The 20,042-nt window shown below is 65.1% G+C and carries 16 protein-coding genes and 1 pseudogene; 6 read left to right on the forward strand and 11 right to left on the reverse strand.

Translation table 11 applies throughout. From position 1 onward, the window contains the following. Positions 1-284: 284 nt before the first annotated feature. The 5 genes from kdsB to AC3WRR_RS23865 all read right to left on the reverse strand — a co-directional run bounded on the left by kdsB (position 285) and on the right by AC3WRR_RS23865 (position 3,618). A complete protein-coding gene (kdsB, locus tag AC3WRR_RS23845) occupies positions 285-1,094 on the reverse strand; it encodes a 3-deoxy-manno-octulosonate cytidylyltransferase (RefSeq protein WP_010812254.1) in 810 nt (269 codons plus the stop codon). Positions 1,095-1,103: 9 nt separating this feature from the next. Continuing rightward, the gene (locus AC3WRR_RS23850; protein ID WP_010812255.1) at positions 1,104-1,310 is read right to left on the reverse strand and encodes a Trm112 family protein; all 207 of its coding nucleotides are present in this window, start codon (positions 1,308-1,310) and stop codon (positions 1,104-1,106) included. Further along, positions 1,291-2,394, reverse strand: a complete 1,104-nt coding sequence (lpxK, locus tag AC3WRR_RS23855) for a tetraacyldisaccharide 4'-kinase (RefSeq protein ID WP_492298284.1) — start codon at positions 2,392-2,394, stop codon at positions 1,291-1,293. Before lpxK ends, AC3WRR_RS23850 begins: the two co-directional genes overlap by 20 nt. Positions 2,395-2,544: 150 nt before the next feature. After that, positions 2,545-2,976 (reverse strand): ExbD/TolR family protein, encoded by a 432-nt coding sequence (locus AC3WRR_RS23860; protein WP_011614599.1) that lies wholly within the window; start codon positions 2,974-2,976, stop codon positions 2,545-2,547. Between the two features lie 21 nt (positions 2,977-2,997). Further along, positions 2,998-3,618: a MotA/TolQ/ExbB proton channel family protein gene (locus tag AC3WRR_RS23865; protein ID WP_010812258.1), complete on the reverse strand. Its 621-nt coding sequence runs from the start codon at positions 3,616-3,618 to the stop codon at positions 2,998-3,000. Positions 3,619-4,690: 1,072 nt separating this feature from the next. Here AC3WRR_RS23865 and xseA point away from each other — a divergent pair. Further along, positions 4,691-6,076 (forward strand): exodeoxyribonuclease VII large subunit, encoded by a 1,386-nt coding sequence (gene xseA / locus AC3WRR_RS23870; protein ID WP_492298286.1) that lies wholly within the window; start codon positions 4,691-4,693, stop codon positions 6,074-6,076. Positions 6,077-6,287: 211 nt separating this feature from the next. Continuing rightward, entirely contained in the window at positions 6,288-6,869 is a 582-nt protein-coding gene (gene sodB, locus AC3WRR_RS23875) for a superoxide dismutase [Fe] (protein ID WP_010812260.1), read from the forward strand. Positions 6,870-7,056: 187 nt separating this feature from the next. Here sodB and AC3WRR_RS23880 read toward each other — a convergent pair whose 3' ends face one another. The 3 genes from AC3WRR_RS23880 to AC3WRR_RS23890 form a co-directional block, all read right to left on the reverse strand. Beyond that, positions 7,057-10,158, reverse strand: a complete 3,102-nt coding sequence (locus AC3WRR_RS23880; RefSeq protein ID WP_492298288.1) for an efflux RND transporter permease subunit — start codon at positions 10,156-10,158, stop codon at positions 7,057-7,059. Next, positions 10,155-11,342, reverse strand: a complete 1,188-nt coding sequence (locus AC3WRR_RS23885; RefSeq protein ID WP_081645155.1) for an efflux RND transporter periplasmic adaptor subunit — start codon at positions 11,340-11,342, stop codon at positions 10,155-10,157. The genes AC3WRR_RS23880 and AC3WRR_RS23885 overlap by 4 nt, the downstream gene beginning before the upstream one ends. Before the next feature lie 103 nt (positions 11,343-11,445). Further along, positions 11,446-12,063 (reverse strand): TetR/AcrR family transcriptional regulator, encoded by a 618-nt coding sequence (locus AC3WRR_RS23890; RefSeq protein ID WP_010811215.1) that lies wholly within the window; start codon positions 12,061-12,063, stop codon positions 11,446-11,448. Positions 12,064-12,164: 101 nt separating this feature from the next. Here AC3WRR_RS23890 and AC3WRR_RS23895 point away from each other — a divergent pair, with 101 nt between their 5' ends. Together AC3WRR_RS23895 and AC3WRR_RS23900 are read left to right on the forward strand one after the other, a co-directional pair. Further along, positions 12,165-13,673 (forward strand): efflux transporter outer membrane subunit, encoded by a 1,509-nt coding sequence (locus AC3WRR_RS23895; RefSeq protein ID WP_058698349.1) that lies wholly within the window; start codon positions 12,165-12,167, stop codon positions 13,671-13,673. A 651-nt stretch (positions 13,674-14,324) separates the two neighbouring features. Then, on the forward strand, positions 14,325-15,110 hold the full coding sequence (locus AC3WRR_RS23900; protein WP_037025141.1) for an HpcH/HpaI aldolase family protein: 786 nt from the start codon (positions 14,325-14,327) through the stop codon (positions 15,108-15,110). A 315-nt stretch (positions 15,111-15,425) separates the two neighbouring features. Here the strand turns inward: AC3WRR_RS23900 and AC3WRR_RS23905 are convergent, their stop codons facing one another. From AC3WRR_RS23905 to AC3WRR_RS23915, 3 genes and pseudogenes are all read right to left on the reverse strand, one after another. Then, positions 15,426-16,007 (reverse strand): NAD(P)H-dependent oxidoreductase, encoded by a 582-nt coding sequence (locus tag AC3WRR_RS23905; protein WP_010811218.1) that lies wholly within the window; start codon positions 16,005-16,007, stop codon positions 15,426-15,428. A 41-nt stretch (positions 16,008-16,048) separates the two neighbouring features. Next, positions 16,049-17,347, reverse strand: coding sequence for a carboxylesterase/lipase family protein (locus tag AC3WRR_RS23910; protein ID WP_492298291.1), 1,299 nt, complete (start codon positions 17,345-17,347; stop codon positions 16,049-16,051). 396 nt (positions 17,348-17,743) lie between these two features. Beyond that, positions 17,744-17,902: pseudogene (locus AC3WRR_RS23915) on the reverse strand (integrase); the annotation flags it as partial. A 141-nt stretch (positions 17,903-18,043) separates the two neighbouring features. Here AC3WRR_RS23915 and AC3WRR_RS23920 point away from each other — a divergent pair. Continuing rightward, positions 18,044-19,099 (forward strand): medium chain dehydrogenase/reductase family protein, encoded by a 1,056-nt coding sequence (locus AC3WRR_RS23920; protein ID WP_492298293.1) that lies wholly within the window; start codon positions 18,044-18,046, stop codon positions 19,097-19,099. Between the two features lie 316 nt (positions 19,100-19,415). Further along, positions 19,416-20,042 carry an isochorismate family cysteine hydrolase YcaC gene (ycaC, locus tag AC3WRR_RS23925; RefSeq protein WP_010811221.1) on the forward strand — a complete coding sequence of 209 codons (627 nt, stop codon included), beginning with the start codon at positions 19,416-19,418 and terminating at the stop codon, positions 20,040-20,042.

Genomic DNA, 20,042 nt, shown 5'->3' on the forward strand with positions numbered 1-20,042 from the left:
GACTGCGTTCAGCGCGGGCACTGCTCAGGCGTACCCACGCATACGGCCGGCGGCGGCTGCCAGGGGGATGGCGGCGCAGCACACCGGACGGGCTCTATCTTTATCTCCCCACCGAGCCTTGGCCGGCGGCACGCTTGCGCATGCCGGCCGGGCGGCTCTGTATCGGCAAGCATTATGCCATGAGGCGGCGCCAAATCGGCCCGAAATCCGCCCCCTGGTTCAGGTTGCAGCTGTATGAACCTGAGCGGGCAGGCGCCCGCGCGGGTCACTTTCCGGCGGTTTGGTCAGGGCCCTTCCTGGGCCATCGACTGCGCCCACAGCGCGCGCACCCGTTCCAGGTCGGCCGGGGTGTCGACCCCGGGGGCCGGCGCGGCGCTGGTCTGCAGCACCGCAATGCGCTCGCCATGCCACATGGCGCGCAGTTGCTCCAGCGCCTCGGTCTGCTCCAGCGGCGCCGCCGCCAGCGTCGGGAAGCGGCGCAGGAAGCCCGCCCGATAGGCGTACAGCCCGATATGGCGCAGCACCGGCATGCCGGGCAGCGGCACCTGTGCCAGCGCCGCGGGCACGGCCGGCACGCCCGACCAGGCATCGCGCGCCCACGGGATCGGTGCGCGCGAGAAGTACAGTGCGCGGCCGGCGGCGTCGCATACCACCTTGACCACATTGGGATTGAAGACTTCGGCGATGTCCTGCAGCGGATGCGCCGCGGTGGCGATGGCGCAGTCGGCGTGGTGCGCCAGGTGCAGCGCCACCTCGTCGATCAGCGACGGTTCGATCAGCGGCTCGTCGCCCTGCACATTGACCACGATGGCGTCGTCGGCCAGCCCCAGCTGGGCGGCCACTTCAGACAGGCGGTCGGTGCCGGAAGGGTGGTCGGCGCGGGTCAGCACGGCTTCGATGCCGTGCGCGGCGCAGGCCTGCGCCACCGCGGGCGCATCGGTGGCGACCACGGTGCGCTGCGCCGACGACGCATGCGCGCGTTCGGCCACGCGCACGATCATCGGACGCCCGCCGATATCGGCCAGGGGCTTGTCAGGCAGGCGCGTCGAAGCGAGCCGCGCGGGAATGACAACAGTGAACGCAGGGACGGTCATGGCGCGCACTCAGTTGCCGGAGGCAGGGCCGTCCGGGTTGACCGCGCGGCCCGGCACCGACTGGCGGGCCTCGTCGGCCAGCATCACGGGGATGCCGTCGCGGATCGGGTACGCCAGCTTGTCGGCGTGGCAGATCAGCTCCTGCGCGGCGCGGTCGTATTCCAGCTTGCCCTTGCACAGCGGGCAGACCAGGATTTCAAGCAGCCGGTTGTCCATCTCGGTGTTCCTCGTTGCGCCCTGCGGCGCCGGGCGTGGTTGCCGGCGCGGTCGGCGCGGGTTTGATTTGCGCCAGCACGGCGCGGCGGATTTTTTCGATCAGGCCGGCATCGATCACGGGCCTGGTGGGGACGACCCAGATGCGGGGGTCGTCGAAGCGCTCGCATTTTACGGCATCCTTCTCGGTGATCAGGATCACGTCGGCGTCGAGCGCGTCGGGATGGTCGACGAACGGGTCGGCGACAAAGTCATAGTGGTCCGGCAGCGGCAGCGTCTTCGGTGTCAGGCCCGCGCCGCGCAGGCTGGCGAAGAAGCGCTCGGGGTTGCCGATGCCGGCCGCGGCCAGCACGCGCCGGCCGGCAAAGGCGCTGACCGGCCGCGCCATGGTGGGGTCGGCAAGCTGCCAGGCATCGTCCAGCTCCAGCCGCATGCCGTACATGCCGGGGCGGTCGGGCGTGGCGCGGAAGTTGGGGTCGTTGATCAGGGTCGCGTCGCGCGGGCGCGAAAGCGGCTCGCGCAGCGGGCCGGCCGGCAGCAGCAGGCCGTTGCCGCCCATGCGCGAGTCGAACATCACGATCTCGAAGTCGCGCTGCAGCTTGTAGTGCTGCAGGCCATCGTCGAGCAGCAGCACATTGACGCCCGGGTGCGATACCAGCATGGTCTGCGCGCACAGCGCGCGGTCGGGGAAGACCCAGACCGGCACGTCGGTGGCGCGCGCAATCAGGAGCGGCTCATCGCCTACGTCGGACGCCTTTGATGTCGGCTTCACGCGGCGCGGGTGCTTGAGTTCCACGCCGTAGCCGCGCGACACCACGCCGGGGCGCAGTCCCGCCTCGGTCAGCGCTTGTGCCAGCGCGATCACCGCCGGCGTCTTGCCGGTGCCGCCCACGGTCACGTTGCCGACCACCACCACCGGCATCGGCAGCCGCGTCGACTTGAACCAGCCGCGCTGGTAGCCATGGCGGCGCACCCGCGCGATCAGCCCGAACAGCAGCGAGAACGGCAGCATCGCCCACGCGAACCAGCTGCGGCGTTGCCACTGGGCGGTCACGAAGTCGGCAAGGGCATGTCGGGGAACGGGCATGGGCGCGGCGGGCGGTGGAGTCGGTGGTTGGGATGGGATTGTAGTGCGCCCGCGGCTTCGCTCCCTGGGGGCGCAGGCGGCTCAACCATTATGGGCATTGCACAGCGCATGCGGCAAGCCCGCCGGCCGCATGCGCCACGGCGCCCGGGGTCAGCGCGGCTGCGCGCTCTGCGTGGCGAAGGTCAGGCGCGACAGCCCGGCCAGCCGCGCGGCCTCCATCACGTTGATCACGGCCTGGTGGCTGGCCTGTGCGTCGGCATTGACGATCACCACCGGCGGCTGGCCACCGGAGTTGGTGCCCGAGGCGGCGCGCAACTGGTCGGCCAGGCTGGTGACGTCCTTCTGCTCCATCACCTGCCTGTTGACGGAGTAGACCCCGCGCGATGACACCGACACCACGATCTCCTGCGGCCGCTGCTGGGCGCGCTCGGCGTCGGCGGTGGGCAGCTGGATCTGCAGCTCGGTAAAGCGCGAGTAGGTGGTCGTGATCATCAGGAAGATCAGGATCACGAGCAGCACGTCGATCAGCGGGATCAGGTTGATCTCCGGCTCTTCGCGCCGCTGGCGGGAACGGAAGTGCATGGCGTTCGTTCCGTTCGGCGATCAGGCGCGGCGCTGCGGCAGGATCGCGTCGAGGAACGACGTGGCGCGGAATTCCAGCTCGGCCACGTAGTCATCCACGCGCCGGCGGAAGTAGCGCCAGAAGATCAGCGCCGGGATTGCCACGATCAGGCCGAAGGCGGTGTTGTACAGCGCCACCGAGATGCCGTGCGCCAGCTGTTCAGGGCTGGCGCCGGTGCCGCCCTGGCTGCCGAAGATCTCGATCATGCCGATCACCGTGCCCAGCAGGCCCATCAGCGGCGCCACCGAGGCGATCGTGCCGAGCGCGTTCAGGTAGCGCTCGAGCTCATGCGCGACCACGCGGCCGGCTTCCTCCACCACGTCCTTGGCGGCATCGCGCGAGGTGTGCGGCTGCAGCACCACGTGGCGCAGCCCGGCGGCCAGCACCCGGCCCAGCGGCGAGTTCTGCTCAAGCGTGTTGACCACTTCCGGCGTGGCGCGGCGCTGCTGCGCGGCCGCCAGCGCCTCTTCATAGAGCCTGGCGGGCAGGACCCTGCTGCGCTTGAGGGTAAGAAAACGTTCGACGATCAGCGCCAGCGCGATGACCGAGGCGAGCAACAGCGGCCAGATCGGCCAGCCGGCCGCTTGAATGATGGAAAACAATTGGACCCCCGGGATCGACAACCGAATAACAAAACCCCAAACCACCTGGACGGCATGCCTTGATGCGCGTCTGGCCGCTGGCGGCGCGCGCTCCGGCATTGCTCTGAAAAATCAGGCGCCACTCTAACCTGCGCCCTGTCGCACGGCAAGACGGCACCCGGCGCTGTCTCGGCCACGCATCGCTCGTGCCGGTCCATTTCCACAGCAAAGCGGGACAGTGTTGTGGATCGATTGTGGAAAGCCGCCTGACAAGCGTGCTAACACATTGATCCATAAGGGCAAAGATGTTCCTGCCTAAATTTTGTGCAAATGCCCGCCGCAAGCCCTGCGGCGCATGGTGCACGCAGCCAGGCACCGCTCTCCACAACCTGACGAGGCGCGTCGGTGTGCTGGCGCACCTTGCGGTGCGGCTTTCCACACAGCGCCGGGACAGGATTGTGGAGCGCTTGTGGAAAGCTGCCTGAGATGTCATCTAAGTCGTTGATTTATAAGGTGGCACCATGGGTTGCTTAAAAAACGGGCAAACGGGTGTATCAGTGCCGCGCGCGGTCGATGTGGCGGCAGGTAGGACAAAAACCGGATTTTTCCACATTCCGCAGGGAGAGCACTGTGGACGGCCTGTGGACAAATCCGGGAGAAGCCGGTTAACCCATTGATTTTTATAGCCTCCCAGAGTCCTGCTCAGAAATTGTGCAAATGCAGCATGGACGCTGCGCCGCGGACGGCCGGCAACGCTGCGGTACGCCACGCGCCGGGTTGGTCGCTTTCCATGGGACCGCAAGCGGGGTTGGGGCCACTTGTGCTGGAAAAGTGGGGTTTACGGCCCGTTTTATCCAGAGAAGCTGTGGATAACTTTGTGAACAAGCCTGCCGGGCACTTTGTAAGTGATTGATGCAAAAGAGAATTGGTTATATTGCCTAATTTTTGTTTTACGCGTAAAGCTCATAAGAATCAAAGGGTTGCACGAACCCATGCGCCTTTCGGGGGAGGCCGCCTGCATCAGCGCTACCCCCTTGACATAGAGGTTATGCTGTGGACATGTCCCATTCACGCCGCTTGCCACCAGTGCGCCATGCCAGACTTGCCGAATTTTTCGCGTGACCCTTCCTCCACCGCGCCGCGCAGCGGCCGCGATGTCATCCCTGTCGGTGAGCTGAACCACATAATCGCCAGGCTGCTTGAACGCAGTTTTCCGCTGGCCTGGGTGCGCGGCGAGATTTCCAATTTCACGCGCGCCGCCAGCGGGCACTGGTATTTCTCGCTCAAGGATGCACGCGCGCAGATCCGCTGCGTGATGTTCCGCGGGCGCAACCAGCATGTCGACTTCCAGCCGCGCGAGGGCGAAGCGGTGGAGGTGCGCGCCGTGGTCACCATGTATGAGGCGCGCGGCGAGGTGCAATTGGGCGTGGAGGCAATGCGCCGGGCCGGCCTGGGCAACCTGTACGAAGCCTTCCTGCGCCTGAAGGAAAAGCTGGCGCAGGCGGGGCTGTTCGCGCCGGAGCGCAAGCGCCCGGTGCCGGCGCATCCGCGCACCATCGGCGTGGTCACCTCGCTGCAGGCGGCGGCGCTGCGCGATGTGCTGACCACCTTGCGCCGGCGCGCGCCGCATGTGCCGGTGCTGGTCTATCCGGTACCGGTGCAGGGCGCGGGGGCGGCGCAGAAGATCGCCGACATGCTCAATGCGGCCAGCGCGCGGCGCGAGTGCGACGTGCTGATCCTGTGCCGCGGGGGGGGCAGCATCGAAGACCTGTGGTCGTTCAACGAAGAGGTGGTGGCGCAGGCGATTGCGCGCTGCGCGCTGCCGGTCATCTCCGGAGTGGGCCACGAAACCGACTTCACCATCGCCGACTTTGTCGCCGATGTGCGTGCGCCCACGCCGACCGGCGCGGCCGAGCTGGTCAGCCCGGATCGCGCGCACCTGCTGGCACAGGCGATGCGTGCGCGCGACGCGCTCACGCAGTGCATGCGGCGCGGGCTGGACCTGCGCGCGCAGCACCTGGACTGGCTGGCGCGGCGAGTGCGCAGCCCGCAGGCGCAGCTGCAGGAGCGGCGCGCGCGCGTCGACAATCTGGCGCGACACTTGCGCTCGGCATTGCGCGACACGGTGGTGTCGCAGCGCCACCGCCAGCAATTGCTGGCGATGCGCTGGAGCGCGTGCCGTCCCGATGCCAGCGCCGCCCATGCCGACGTGGCCCGCCTGTGGCAACGCCTGCAGGCCGCCGCCGTGCGCCAGCACGAGCGCGCCGGCCAGCGCCTGGCGCGCAGCGCCGGCGCGCTTGAGTTGCTGGCGCCGCAGCGTACGCTGGAACGCGGCTATGCGGTGCTGCTGGACCAGCGCGGACGCGCGCTGCGCTCGCCCGCCGAGATCCGCGCGGGCAGCGTGGTCGAAGCGCACCTGGCCAAGGGCGTGGCCGACCTGGCGATTGCCGGCGTGCAGGCCAAGCTGCCGGATTTCTGAGCGCCTGCGCGGCCCGGGAACGCCTCCCATTCGCGATGCCGCGGCGGGCGCGAAACGCTCAGGCAAGCCGGGCGGAAATCCCCCCGGAAACCCCTGCCAGGACAAACTAACATCGGAGCAGGGGGCTTTGTCCCGCGGTTTGCGCGGGTATTGCAAGTCCCCTACAATCGCCAATTCCGGACCCACAACCCCAACCCACAGAGACAGAACAATGGAACACAAGCTCCCCCCGCTGCCGTACGCGCATGATGCCCTGGCTCCGCATATCTCCAAGGAGACGCTGGAGTTCCATCATGACAAGCACCACCAGACCTACGTCACCAACCTGAACAACCTCATCAAGGGCACCGAGTTCGAGAACTCGACCCTGGAAGAGATCGTCAAGAAGTCGTCGGGCGGTATCTTCAACAACGCTGCCCAGGTGTGGAACCACACCTTCTACTGGGATTCGATGAAGCCCAACGGCGGCGGCCAGCCGACCGGCGCGCTGGCTGATGCCATCAACGCCAAGTGGGGCTCGTTCGACAAGTTCAAGGAAGAGTTCACCAAGACCGCCGTGGGCACCTTCGGTTCGGGCTGGGCCTGGCTGGTCAAGAAGGCCGACGGCTCGCTGGACCTGGTCTCGACCTCCAACGCCGCCACCCCGCTGACCACCGACGCCAAGGCGCTGCTGACCTGCGACGTGTGGGAACACGCCTACTACATCGACTACCGCAATGCCCGCCCGAAGTACGTCGAGGCATTCTGGAATGTCGTGAACTGGGACTTCGCCGGCAAGAATTTCGCTGGCTGATCCGCTGTAGCGTGACAATTTAGTTTGGAAAGCGGCGCAATAGTTTGGAAAAACCAAGCTGGCTGTCGCGCTAAAGTCGAGAAAGTGCAATCAGAGCAGGGCCCTCCATAAGCAGAGGGCCTTGTTTTTTTTGGGGTATCCGAATTTCGCAAGTGATGCCCCATCGCATGCTTGCAATGCAAGCCGCTTACGCCACCTCCGCCACCTCGCCCACGGGGGCCTCCTGCACCGCCACCTGCGCCGGCGGCCGGATCCGGAACCAGATCGCATACATCGCCGGCAGGAACACCAGCGTCAACAGCGTGCCGGCGAGCGTCCCCCCGATCAGCGTATAGGCCAGCGTGCCCCAGAACACCGAGTGCGTGAGCGGGATGAAGGCGAGGATGGCCGCCACGGCCGTCAGTAGCACCGGCCGGGCCCGTTGCACGGTAGCTTCCACCACCGCGTCGTACGGCGACAGTCCCTCCTTCAGGTTGCCCTGGATTTGCCCGATCAGGATCAGCGTGTTCCGCATCAAGATGCCGGACAGCGCCACCAGCCCCACGAGCGCATTGATGCCGAACGGCTGGTGGAAGAGCAGTAGCGTCGGGACCACGCCGATCAGGCCGAGCGGACTCGTCAGGATGACCATGACCATGCCCGCCATCGACCGCACCTGAAACATGATGATCAGCAGCGTGATCGCCAGCATGATGGGGAACAGCGGCGCCAGCGCCTTGTTCGCCTTGCCCGATTCCTCGATGGAACCGGCCATCTCGATGCGGTAGCCGGAGGGCAGCTTCTGGATGACCGGCTGCAGTTGCGCCAGGATGGCCTTCGATACGTCGGGCGGCTGCTGGTTGTCGGCAATGTCGCCCCGCACGGTGATGGTCGGCGTGCGGTCGCGTCGGCGCAGGATGGGATCTTCCATGCGCACGTCCACCGTGCCGACCTGCGAGAGGGGAACGCGCCCGCCGTTGGCGCCGATCAGCGTGAAGCCGGCGATGCGCTCCGGGTCGAGGCGGATGTCGCCCGCGGCGCGCGCCACCACCTGCACCGAGCGGATGTCCTCGCGCACCTCGGTCACCGGCACGCCGGTCAGCAGAAATTCAAGCTGCTGCGCCACGTCGTGGGAGGTCAGGCCGACCGCCTGCAGCCGGTCCTGCTGGAGCGTAAAGTGCAGCCCCGGCACCCGCGGGCCCCAGTCGGTGTTGACGGTGCGCATCAGCGGGCTGGCGTCCATCACGCCCTCTACCTGCTCCGCGATGGCGCGCAGCTTGTCGGGGTCCGGGCCCATGACGCGGAACGCGACCGGGAAGGGCGAGTAGGGCCCGAACACCAGTTGCGTCACGCGCACCCGCGCGCCCGGCGAAAGGCCTTCGGCGATGGCCTGGCGGAGCCGGCCCTTGAGCACGTCGCGTTCTTCCTGGTTGTCGGTGCGCACCACGATCTTGGCGAAGGACGGGTCGGGTAGTTCCGGCGACATCGCCAGGTAGAAGCGCGGAGCCCCCTGGCCGATATAGGACGTCACGATCTTCGCTTCTGGCTGTTTGTCGAGCCACGCTTCCACCTTCTCCGCCGCGGCGCTGGTCTGTTCGATGGACGTGCCATAGGGCATCTGCACCTCCACCAGCACCTCGGGACGGTCAGAGGTCGGGAAGAACTGCTTGCGCACGGCGCCCATGCCGACCACGCTCGTGGCGAACAGTCCGACGACGATTGCCGCCACGAGCCATTTCCGCCCGATGACCCGCCCCAGCAGCCCACGAAAGTGCTGGTAGTTCGGCGTGGCGTAGATGGCGCCATGGCCGCCTTCCACCTTTGTCATCTCGGGCAGCAGCTTCACGCCGAGATAGGGCGTGAAAACGACCGCGACGATCCACGACGCGATCAACGCGATCCCCACGATCCAGAACTGGTTGCCGGTGTACTCGCCTGCGGAAGACTTTGCAAAGCCGTTCGGCATGAAGCCCACGGCGGTGACGAGCGTGCCAGACAGCATCGGCGCGGCCGTATGGCTCCAGGCATAGGCCGACGCCGCGATCCGTCCATACCCTTCCTCCATCTTCACCACCATCATTTCGATGGCGATGATGGCGTCGTCCACCAGCAGTCCGAGGGCCAATATCAGGGAGCCCAGCGTGATGCGGTCGAAGCTCTTTCCGGTCGCGGCCATGACCACGAAGACGGCGGCCAGCGTCAGCGGCACGGCCGCCGCGACCACGATACCCACCCGCCAGCCCATGCTGACGAAGCTCACCACCAGCACCACGATCAGCGCGGCGAAGAACTTGACCATGAACTCCTCGACGGCCGACTTGATGTTGACGGCCTGGTCGGTGACCTTGCTCAGTTCCATGCCCAGCGGCAGCTCGGCGTTGACCTTCGCTACTTCCGCTTCGAGCGACTTGCCGAGGTCGAGGCCGTTCCAACCGTCGCGCATCACGATGCCGAGCAGCAGCGCCGGCTCGCCCTTGTTGCGCACGACGAAGGTGGCCGGGTCCTGGTAGCCGCGTTCGACGGTGGCGATGTCAGACAGCTTCAGCGTGCGGCCGTGTGCCACCACGGGGGTGTCGCGGATGCGTTGCAGCTTGTCGAACGCGCCGTCGAGCCGCACGAAGACCTGCGGCCCGTCAGTGTCGATGGAACCCGCGGGGGTGAGCACATTCTGGCTGTTGAGCGCGGCGAAGATGTCCTGCGGCGTCACGCCGAGCGTGGCCAGCCGGTCGTGCGAGAACGACAAGTAGATGCGCTCCGCCTGCTCGCCGATGATGTTGACCTTCTTCACGCCGGCCACATGCAGGAGGCGCTGGCGGATGGTCTCCGCCTCGCGTACCAGCAGCCGCTGCGGCTCGCCCCTGGCCTTCAGCGCGAAGAGGCCGAAGGTCACGTCGGAGTATTCGTCGTTGATGAGCGGGCCGATGACGCCGGCCGGCAGGGAACGCGCCTCGTCGCCGAGCTTCTTGCGGGCCTGGTAGAACTCCTCGGGGACTTCCTTTGGCGGCGTGCTGTCGAGCAGCGTGACGGTGGTGAACGCCAGTCCGGGCCGCGTGTAGGTTTCCGTGCGGTCGTAGTAGCGCAGTTCCTGCATGCGCTTTTCCAGCTTTTCAGCGACCTGGTCCTGCATTTCCTGCGCCGTCGCGCCGGGCCATGCCGTGATGAAGATCATCGACTTGACGGTGAATGGCGGGTCCTCCGCGCGGCCGAGTTGGAAGAAGGCGACGAAGCCGGCGACCGAGATGAGGATGATCAGGAAGAGGGTGACGGCACGCTCGCGCACGGCGAGTGCCGAGAGATTGAAGCCACTCATTGCTGCTCCCGCACGCCGTTGACGGGGTTGCGGCCTTTACCGTCGGTGGCGGCTTCGGCCACCTTCACCTCCGACGCCAACCTGACCTGCTGCCCTTCGTTCAGCAGGTGCGCCCCCAGCGCCACCACGCGGTCGCCGGGCTGGATCTGGCCCTCGACCCTCGCGGCATCGTCGCTGATGGCGCGCACGGTGACCGGCCGCCACGTCACGTGCGCCGGGGTGCCGGTGAGCACCCAGACGCCGGGGCCCTTGCCCGGATCGTGGAGCGCGCCGATGGGAACCTGCAGGCCGGATTGCGACGCTTCCTGTGGATCGGCCACCTGCAGCGTGACGGTGGCGCCGAGCGGCGCATCGGTCAGTGCGCCGCCAAGCACGTAGCGCGCCTCATAGGTGCGGGTCTGGCGGTCGGCGGCGTCGGAAAGCTGCCGCAGGGTCGCGGTGACTGCCATGCCGTCCTTGCCGTAGAGTGTCGCGCGGGCTGTGGAGCCTACCGGCGGGCGCAGGGTTTCGGGCAGGTGGATGATGGCCTCGCGTTGTCCGGCGCGGGCCAGCCGCGCCACCACCTGGCCGGCATTCACGACCTGCCCGGGTTCGGCGAGGGTCTCGACCACGACGCCGTCGGCATCGGCCAGTAGCACGGCGTAGTCGGACGCGTTGCGCGCCACGTCGGCCTGTGCCTCTTCCGCCCTGAGCTGCGCCCGCGCCGAATCGGCGGAGGCCTTGATCTGGTCATAGGCAGATGCCGATACCGCCCCGGCCGCCACGAGGTCGCGGTAGCGCTCCTCGTCAGCCGCCAGTTGCGTGGCGCGCGCCTTGGCGGCGGCCACGGCTTCCTGCCGCGCGCGTGCTGCCAGCTTCAGGTCGACGGGGTCGAGCCGCATTAGCGGCTGGCCGCGCTTCACGGATTGGCCAGTGTCGACCAGGCGCTCCAGCACCTTGCCCGACACGCGGAAGCCCAGGTCGCTCTGCACCCGTGCGGCGACGATGCCGGTGAAGGCGCGCCGGGCGGCTGACGCGTCCTGCACATTTTCCACCCTCACCAGTGGCGCTTGCACGCGGGGATCGGGCTGTGGCTTGCCGCTACATGCCGCAAGTGCGAGCGGTAGGAGGCACATGGCCGCGAAGGCAGGAGCACTGGTGGCGGCGTGGGTGACGGTGGATGCGGAAAATCGGCGCTGAAGCATGAGGGCCCTCCATACAGATGGCCTTCACTGTAGTAATAGTGACCAATTTAGTCAATGGTCACTCTCATTTTCGCGCCCGAGGACCTGCGCACACCCGGAGGGATCAGGGTGCCAGGCTGCGCAGGATCAGGCTGCTGAGCTGCGCCGGCGCCACTTCGACGAAGTCAAGGTTGTGCTGGAGCTGTAGCGGGTCGAGGTAGGGCTTCATCACGAGGTAGATGGCGTGAGCCGTTTCGTCGAGCGGCGTCTTGCGCTCGAACTCACCCGACTCGCGCCCCTCGCGCACGATCTGCAGGATCAGTTGCTGCATATGGGCATCGTAGGCGCGGGCCGAAGCCCACTGTTCCTCGCAGGCCACCACGGCAATGGCGTACAGCTTGCGGTCCTGGAAGAAAAGCCGGCTGCCAGCCTCCGCCAGCGTGCCGAAGAGGCGTCGCAGCCGCTCGGAGGCCGAGTCGGCGCCGGCCACCGCCTCGTCCACGGCCTGCCGCATCTGGTTGAGGCAGTTGCAGCAGATGACCTCGCCGATTGCCTGCTTAGAGTCGAAGAACTTGTAGACGTAGGCCTTCGAGAATCCGATGGCCTTGGCCAGGTCGGACACCGTGGTCTTTTCATATCCGTAGAGGCTGAAGTGCTCGGTGGCCGCCTCCACGATTTGGTTGCGCACGCCGTGGTCCACGGGACCGCGCGGCTGGGGAGTGGTGGGTTGGGTATCGGTCATGTCGTGAGCTTACACGTTGAATCGTCATTGACAAAGAGTGACTAGTTTGTATTATGGTCACAAGTCACGAAAAAAGTTCGACCATGTTATTCCGGCAGCCCATGCATTCCCGACGCCTCCCTTCCCGTTCCCGATCGCTCACTCACCTGTCCGGCCTCGTTGCCGCCGTGACTGCTCTGGCGGCGCTCGCCGGCTGTGCCGTCGGCCCCGACTACCGCAAGCCCGAGGTGCCCACCGCCGACCGCTTCCTCGGGCAACGCGACGTGGAGCAGCGCCGGGCCGCCACCCGGGCGGATCTCGAAGTCTGGTGGGAAGGGTTTGGCGACCCCCAACTGACGCGCTTCGTGCGGCTGGCGCTCGACCAGAACCTCAACCTGGCGGTCGCCTCCGCCCGGGTCACGCAGGCCGGGGCCGGACTGCGCTTCGCCACGGCCGCGCTACTGCCCTCGGGCGCCGTCAGCGCCCAGGCCGCGAAGCAGTACCAGTCCCTGGAGACGCCGCTGGGCCGGGTGCTGAATGCAACGCCAAACTTCGACCGGCATGGCAGCCTGTACGAGGCCGACCTCACTGCAAGTTGGGAGATCGACATCTTCGGCGGCCTGCGGCGGGAGCGCGAGGCGTCGCAGGCGGAGTACCAGGCGTCGGAGGCCGGGCTGGCTGCCACCCGCGTGGAGGTGGCGGCACAGGCCGCCGACACCTACGTGACCATCCGTGGCCTGCAGGCCCGGCTGTCGATCGCGCGGCAGCAGGTGGATACGCAGCAGAAGCTGGTCTCGACCGTCAGGCTGCTCTACGCCAAGGGACTGGCCGCCGCGCTGGAGGTGCAGCAGGCGGAAGGTGCCCTCGCGCAGGTGGAGGCCACCATTCCGGAACTCGAATCCGGACTCGACGCCGCGCTGAACGCGATGGACGTGCTGCTCGGCAGCCAGCCGGGCACCTACCGCGCCGAACTCGCCGACATCAAGGCGATCCCGGCCGCGCCGCGGATCGAAGCCACCGGCACGCCCGCCGACTTGCTGCGGCGGCGCCCCGACCTGATCGTGGCGGAACGCCGGCTGGCGGCGTCGAATGCCCGCATCGGCGCGGCCATCGCCGAGTACTACCCGAAGGTCTCGCTCAGCGGGCTGCTGGGCAGCGCGACGACCGTGGCCAGCGGCAACCTGTTCTCGGCCAGTGCCAACCAGGCTGCCGGCGTGGCCGGGCTGCGCTGGCGACTGTTCGACTTCGGGCGCATCGGGGCGCAGATCGACCAAGCGAAGGGGCAGGAGGCCGAGGCGCTGGCGGGCTATCGACTGGCCGTGCTGCATGCGTCGGAGGATGTCGAGAATGCCTTCACGGCGCTGGTCAAGCGCGAGGAACAGACCAATGCCCTTGAACGTGGGGAACAGGCGCTCCGGCAGGCGCGGAATTCGTCGTTCGCGGCCTACGAGAAGGGCGTTGTCCGCCTGATCGAGGTGCTGCTCGCCGACGAGAACCTGCTGAAGACATCCGATGCGAAGGCGCAGGCCGAAGCGCAGTCAGCCCGCGCGGCCATCGCGGCATTCAAGGCCTTGGGCGGGGGGTGGCAGGCGGCTGCGGTGCCGCCGGCGCCGGGGGGTACGGTGCTGTAGGCGGGCTGCGACCGGCCTGCGCGTGTGTTGAGGGCACGGCATGACATGACTCGCGCCATACTGTCTCGTCCGAGGTTCACTATCTTTATCAGGCAAACGCTTGTTTCCGGCCTTCGAGGCTGCAGCCTATGTTACCGGCGCCATCATTCCTGCCGACTGTGGGTGGTCTGTAGCGGGCGTGCGACTCAACAGTTGACGGGCGTGCCGGTTCAGGAACCGGGTTGACTCGCCGCACCCACTACGGCCGCCTGGAAGCGAGAAGCGACGCTTGGACGTTCGACGCGCTGGCGTGGACGAATGTCACATCATGGCCCGACACCGGCCGAAGCTTGGTAATTCGCGAAGGGCCGTGAATCGGCCGACGCGGTCACCCAAAATGTTGGGATGACTGACTCAAATTGGCCGACTACGGCCCGACGCTGAACACAGCCGAGTGCTCGTCCTGCACCGATCCACATAGGACAGAAGGCGACCCCAAAGAGGCGTTCGAGGCAACGCGCTGAACGGCAGAATCTGCGGGCCCATATCCGACGCCACCCTTTCGCGGAAACTGCAGCTTTCCTCTATATCAGCTTTTGACCCAACAGGTCTCCTTGGCAAGGCCGGCACGAGATGCATAGACTACGATGGCGCCCGTGCCCAGGAGCCATCATGACAACTACCGTCCCTGCCGCCAAAGGAATCAACCGGCTGAAATCGATGTGGCGAAATGGCCAAGCAACGCTTGGCGCCATCGCGACCATACCTTCGGTTCAGACCATCCAGATCATGGCTCATGCCGGTCTCGATTGGGTCCTCATCGACATGGAGCACGGCGCAATCGATGCCGGCACTGCTCACGCGATGATTTGCGCGACTTCCGGCACCCCGCTCGTGCCGCTGGTCCGGGTTGCATCAACCAATGCGTGGCAGGCCAAGGTCCCTCTTGACCTCGGCGCTTTGGGAGTCTGCTTTCCGATGACGACGACCCGGGCCGCTGCAGAGGCGGCAGTGCGGGCTGTCCGCTACCCGCCCGAAGGAGATCGCTTCTGGGGCCCGTTCTATGCCCCGCCGCGATGGGGTCTAACCATGCGCGAATATCTGGATTGCGCAGATGGCGAGGTGCTTGCCATTGGCACGATTGAACACGTCGATGCCATTGGCAATATTGAAGACATTGTCGCAACGCCCGGACTTGACCTTGTTTTCATCGGTCCCGGGGACCTTGCCACCAGCATGGGATACCGGGGCCGGACGGATCTCCCCGAGGTGCAAGCGGTAATCGCACAACTTGAGACCCCAATTCTAAAGAGCCGGGTTTTGCTCGGCGGCGTCGCGCCGACTACCGACCTGGCAAATGCCATGATCGCACGCGGCTACCGCGCGGTCGTCATCGGTATGGACTGGTCCCTGCTCCAAAGGGGGCTAGCATCAGTCGTTGACGGCATCAGTCGGTAGAAGTTCGTCACAATCAACAAATCCTCCCTAAGCGGCGAGTCCTCGCCCATCGCTTCGCGAAGCCGCCATACTCGGCATCTCAGCCGTGGGTTATCAGTGACCGTGATGGCCGCACAACAGCCCTTAGGCTTCGGTCGGCGACCGTCTCTTGATGGCCGGAGGGTTACCGCGCGAGCGGTTTAGGCCACCGACCCTTCTGAGCCATTCAGACTCCCGAAGGCGAAGGGCCGGTTTGGCCGATGAACGGACGGTGGCAGGGAGCCACCACAACGACGGCAACCGCCCAGGAGCGCGCATGTGTCTGCCGAGTTCCGGTCAGTTCCCGTGCGCACCATGTGCACGCATGTTTTCCAGCCACCGGGTACGTGTCCTCTCGTTGGCAAAGGTAAGCCCATACAGGTTCTCGCGGATCGGCTTGATCCCGGCGAAACTCAGCATACTGCGCTCGAAGCCGCGGACTCCGTATGCGCCAAAGTACCAGCGATACAGCAGCGCCGGCATTCCCATGGTCACGATGATGCGTGCCGAGCGGCCGGCGAGCAGTCGTCTGGGGAACCCTTTCTCCTTGTAATCCATGGCAAATCCGGGCCGAAAGATGTGTTCGAGAAAACCCTTGAATAGCGCCGGCATGGTTCCGTGCCATAGCGGAAACAGGAAAACCCAATGCTCCGCCCAGCGCATGTCCTCCCTTGGCTGCTCCAATGCAGGAGGCAGTGTGCCAGTCTCGAACTCAGCCTGCGTGCGAAGCAGCGGGAAGTCGAGCTTCGCCACCTCGATGCGCCGTACGCCGTGTCCTGCCGTGGTCGCGCCTTGAGCGTAGGCGTCCGCCAGCGCATGCAGCAAGCGCTGGCCCGATGGGTCTGGATGCCCCTGGATGATCACGATGCGCTTGGACATGTTGCGGGTGGAGCTGTTCGGAAGGCCAGCGGTACGACGCACTAAGGCACGCCGTGCCAGAGGGCAAGCCTCACGGCCAACGGGTCGTCTACCACGGCAGACGGCGTGTCGAAGCGCATCGTTGACCTGTGGACCGGATCGTAGGTGGGCCAGCCGCAATCGCCGTTGACGGCGAACGCAACCCAGGCCCGGTGCATCGCGTCGGCGAGCGACTGTGGCGGTGTTGGGCCGACCAGCGCCTCTGCTCCGGGGCCCAAAGTATCGAAGATGAATGGTATCTCCACCCCATGCGCCGCGCCCAGACGACCTCCCAACTGAGGCGAACGCCACGCGAACTCATACATGTACGTCGAAATCCGGGCATTCGCCGCGTGGGCGTCTGCGAGTCGAACGGCAGGGATGCGCCAGTACCAATCCGTCTGGATTTCCGAGAACAGCTCACCAGCGGTGGCCGTGGGATGTGCTGCGCGGTAGCCGCTCAGGCCTCCGGCCGACAGGCCGTACGCGGCCACCAGCGCCAGGACGGAGGCCTCGGTAATGCGATCTATGGCTCCGCTGGGGACCAGGAAGAGCCGGGTCTCCTTGGTATTCGAACCGACCAACAGTGCTGTGTTCGCGGCCACGCCCGCGCGAATGGCGTCGATTGGGGGGGCAGGAAGAATTGCTCCATCGACCGTAGGCGCCCACGGGAGGCTGCTAAGCGCAACCTCCCCCCAGAAAGCCGGGTCCGGATCGGCAGTCAGTTCCTCGCGCAATTGCGCCTGTGCCTGCAGAACCTGCGCGGGCGTGGTTGAGGCAATCGCCTCCCTGGTGGGATCGACCTTCAGGAGCGCCGCCAGCCTGTGGCCAATGCGTTTCGCCGTGTTGGCCGAAGTGACATGGGGTGTGTTTCCGCTTTCCACGATTGCCCGCCGAAACAACCCTTGCGCGCGTGGCACGGTAAGGAGGGCTGCGACGCTCATCCCGCCGGCCGACTGCCCAAAAATAGTGACCTGACCTGGGTCCCCGCCAAATGCATCAATGTTCTGCTGCACCCACTCGAGCGCGGCGATCTGGTCAAGTAGTCCGAGATTGGCGAGACCGTCGCCGAGGCAATCCTCGCCGCCGCCAACGAGTTCTCCGAGTGCCTCCGCGATGCCGGGCGGGTACGCAATCTGTGGCGATTTCGGCCCAAACGAGAGCGCATCCCGCACGCCACGCCAGGGTGCTGCGGATTGCGGCGGCCGCAGCCTGTTCATGCCGAACGGTGGGCCAGCATATGGGATGCCCTTGAACGCGTACACGCCATCGCAGCGGAGGCCTCGCACCTTGCCAAGACGCGTTTCGACAATCGGGTACATGGCCGGCTCCCCCGAAAGGTTGGCACTTGGATAGTGAATAGTCATGAAGGGCCGTGGCTGCTTTGCGCCGGATCAAGAGAAAGCGAGTCCTGGATGTCCCCGCTTCGACCGCGTTCCAATTGCTGCGGATCACCGACCGTTTCAAGGTCGGGAACGGCGCTTCGCACCGTTTTGAAAAACCCATTAGGACAGAATTGGCCTGGCTTGCCCTGAATTCTTGCTTGTCCACGCAAGTCGCCCGCCTCAACGGTATTGGCGGCGTACGCTTTGGGGACGAACTCAGGGCGGTCGCGCGAGTGGCCACATTAGAAGGAGCTTCCGCCGTTGGGTGCCACCTGTTGGATGGCAGAAACTGGCAGTTACTAGGCCGGCAAGCGACCGCGATCCGGCCACGCACTTCACTCCAAGATAGCGCGCTGTGCTCTCAAGTGGTATGGCCGACAAACAATTGAACGGCACGCAGATTCTTGGTCCGTCGATAGATCAGTGATGCTCTTTGGTGCGTCGGATGGAATGCATTCTGTAGGCTGAATCGTCAAGGCCAACCCCGTTGACTTAGGTCAACCGCGCTGGCGAGATAGCACCTAGTTTTAATGCAGAGGCTGCGTACATACGAGCCGCTAGTCTCAAGGCTTTGTCGCTAGTGTCGACGATCTGCGACGTTGTTGTGGTACGAGACGGATACTCTCCAACGCTATGAAACACAGGCGCATCATAGTCACCAACTACGGCGGGCCCGATGCGCTTCACGTAGTGGAGGAGGAATGCCCCGAACCCAAGGTCGGCGAAGTGCGGGTGAGGGTGCTGGCAGCAGGTGTGGGCCAACCGGACATAATGATGCGCGAGGGCTTTCACCCCGAAACGCCCCCGCTGCCTTTTACGCCCGGTTGGGATCTGGTCGGCATGGTGGACAAACTAGGCAGTGGGGTCTCCGGGGTTGAACCCGGTCAGATCATTGCAGCCTTGCCGATCAACGGCGCATACGCCGAGTTCGTCTGTCTGGCTCAGCGCGAACTGGTTCCCGTGCCTCCGGGAGTGGACGTGGCCGAGGCTGTCAGCCTCGTACTGAACTACGTTACTGCGTACCAGATGTTGCATCGCTGCGCCAAAGTCGAGCCGGGTCAGCAGGTCTTGATTCACGGTGCGGCGGGCGGAGTTGGCTCGGCACTATTGCAGCTTGGGCGCCTCGCCGGGCTGCAAATGTACGGGACCTGTTCATCGCAAGATGCGATGGCGGTTTCTGGCCTGGGCGGCATACCCATTGACTATCAAAGGCTTGATTTCGTGGAAGAGATACGCCGCCTGACGGGTGACGGCGTAGACGTCGTCTTCGACGGGATCGGCGGCAGCAACATCTGGCGTTCCCGCGACGCTCTCCATCCCCGCGGGAAAGTCGTAGCCTATGGCCTTACTGCCTCGCTACGTGGGGGACGCCTGGCATCAGGTCGCTCGGGGCGTCGTAACCGCTTCCAGCGACTTGCGATTTTCGGTGTGTGCATTGTTGGAGGCTGGCTCCTCCCGGGCCGGAAGCGGGTGGTCCCCTACAGCATTCAATGGCTCAAGCGGATGAAACCGGCATTGTTCCGGCAGGACTTGACTGTTCTGCTGGACCTACTTCAACAAGAGAGAATCAAGCCGCTGATTGCTCGGAAATTCTCTCTTAGCGAGGCAAAACTTGCGCACGAGTTGCTCGGTGAGAAAGGCGTGGCCGGCAAAATCGTGCTCATGACCAACGAGGCATTGATGGGGTGACCGACGCCAAGCTCGAAAACTCGCAAGTCAGGATTGGCCTGACTGAGGCGGAAAGGGCGAGCATGTAACGCTGGCCTGCCGCAACCACAGACTTCCGTTTGCGACCCATCTCCGCCATCGACTGGGTGTCGATTCAACGACCGTTCATGCCGTCTCTACGGACAAATGATCATACCCCGTTAGTCGGAGGAAAGATCCACGGCCGCCCCGGCTTTCAAATTCTGGTTCGATCGACAAGAATAGGAGTCGGCGGTGAGTCGCCGTCACCCACAGAAAGTGCCGAATTTGGCTCAATCCTGCTACAAAGGAGATTGCCATGAGCAAGCCCTACAAGCGGTTGGACAAGAATGATGCAGCCGTTCTCTTGGTCGATCATCAGGCCGGTCTTCTCTCCCTCGTTCGCGATATCGAGCCAGACAAGTTCAAGAACAATGTTCTGGCCGTTGCAGACCTTGCCAAGTATTTCAAGCTCCCCACCGTTCTGACCACCAGTTTCGAGGATGGACCAAATGGCCCTCTGGTCCCGGAGTTGAAGCAGATTTTTCCCGATGCACCTTTCATTCCTCGGCCAGGACAAATCAATGCGTGGGACAACGAGGACTTTGTCAAAGCAGTGAAGGCCACGGGAAGGAAGCAGTTGATAATTGCCGGCGTGGTCACTGAGGTCTGCGTTGCCTTTCCAGCGCTTTCCGCGATGGCCGAAGGCTATGATGTGTTCGTCGCCACGGATGCATCGGGTACGTTCAATGAAGTAACGCGCCACTCGGCGTGGAACAGGATGGCAGAGGCTGGGGCACAGTTGATGACGTGGTTTGGTATCGCCTGCGAACTGCACCGCGACTGGAGGAATGATATCGAGGGACTTGGAACGCTATTTTCGAATCACATCCCTGATTATCGAAATCTGATCACGAGCTACACGACCGTAAAGGCAGGCCAGTAA

This window comes from Cupriavidus sp. FW305-3-2-15-C-LB2 (assembly GCF_058787575.1).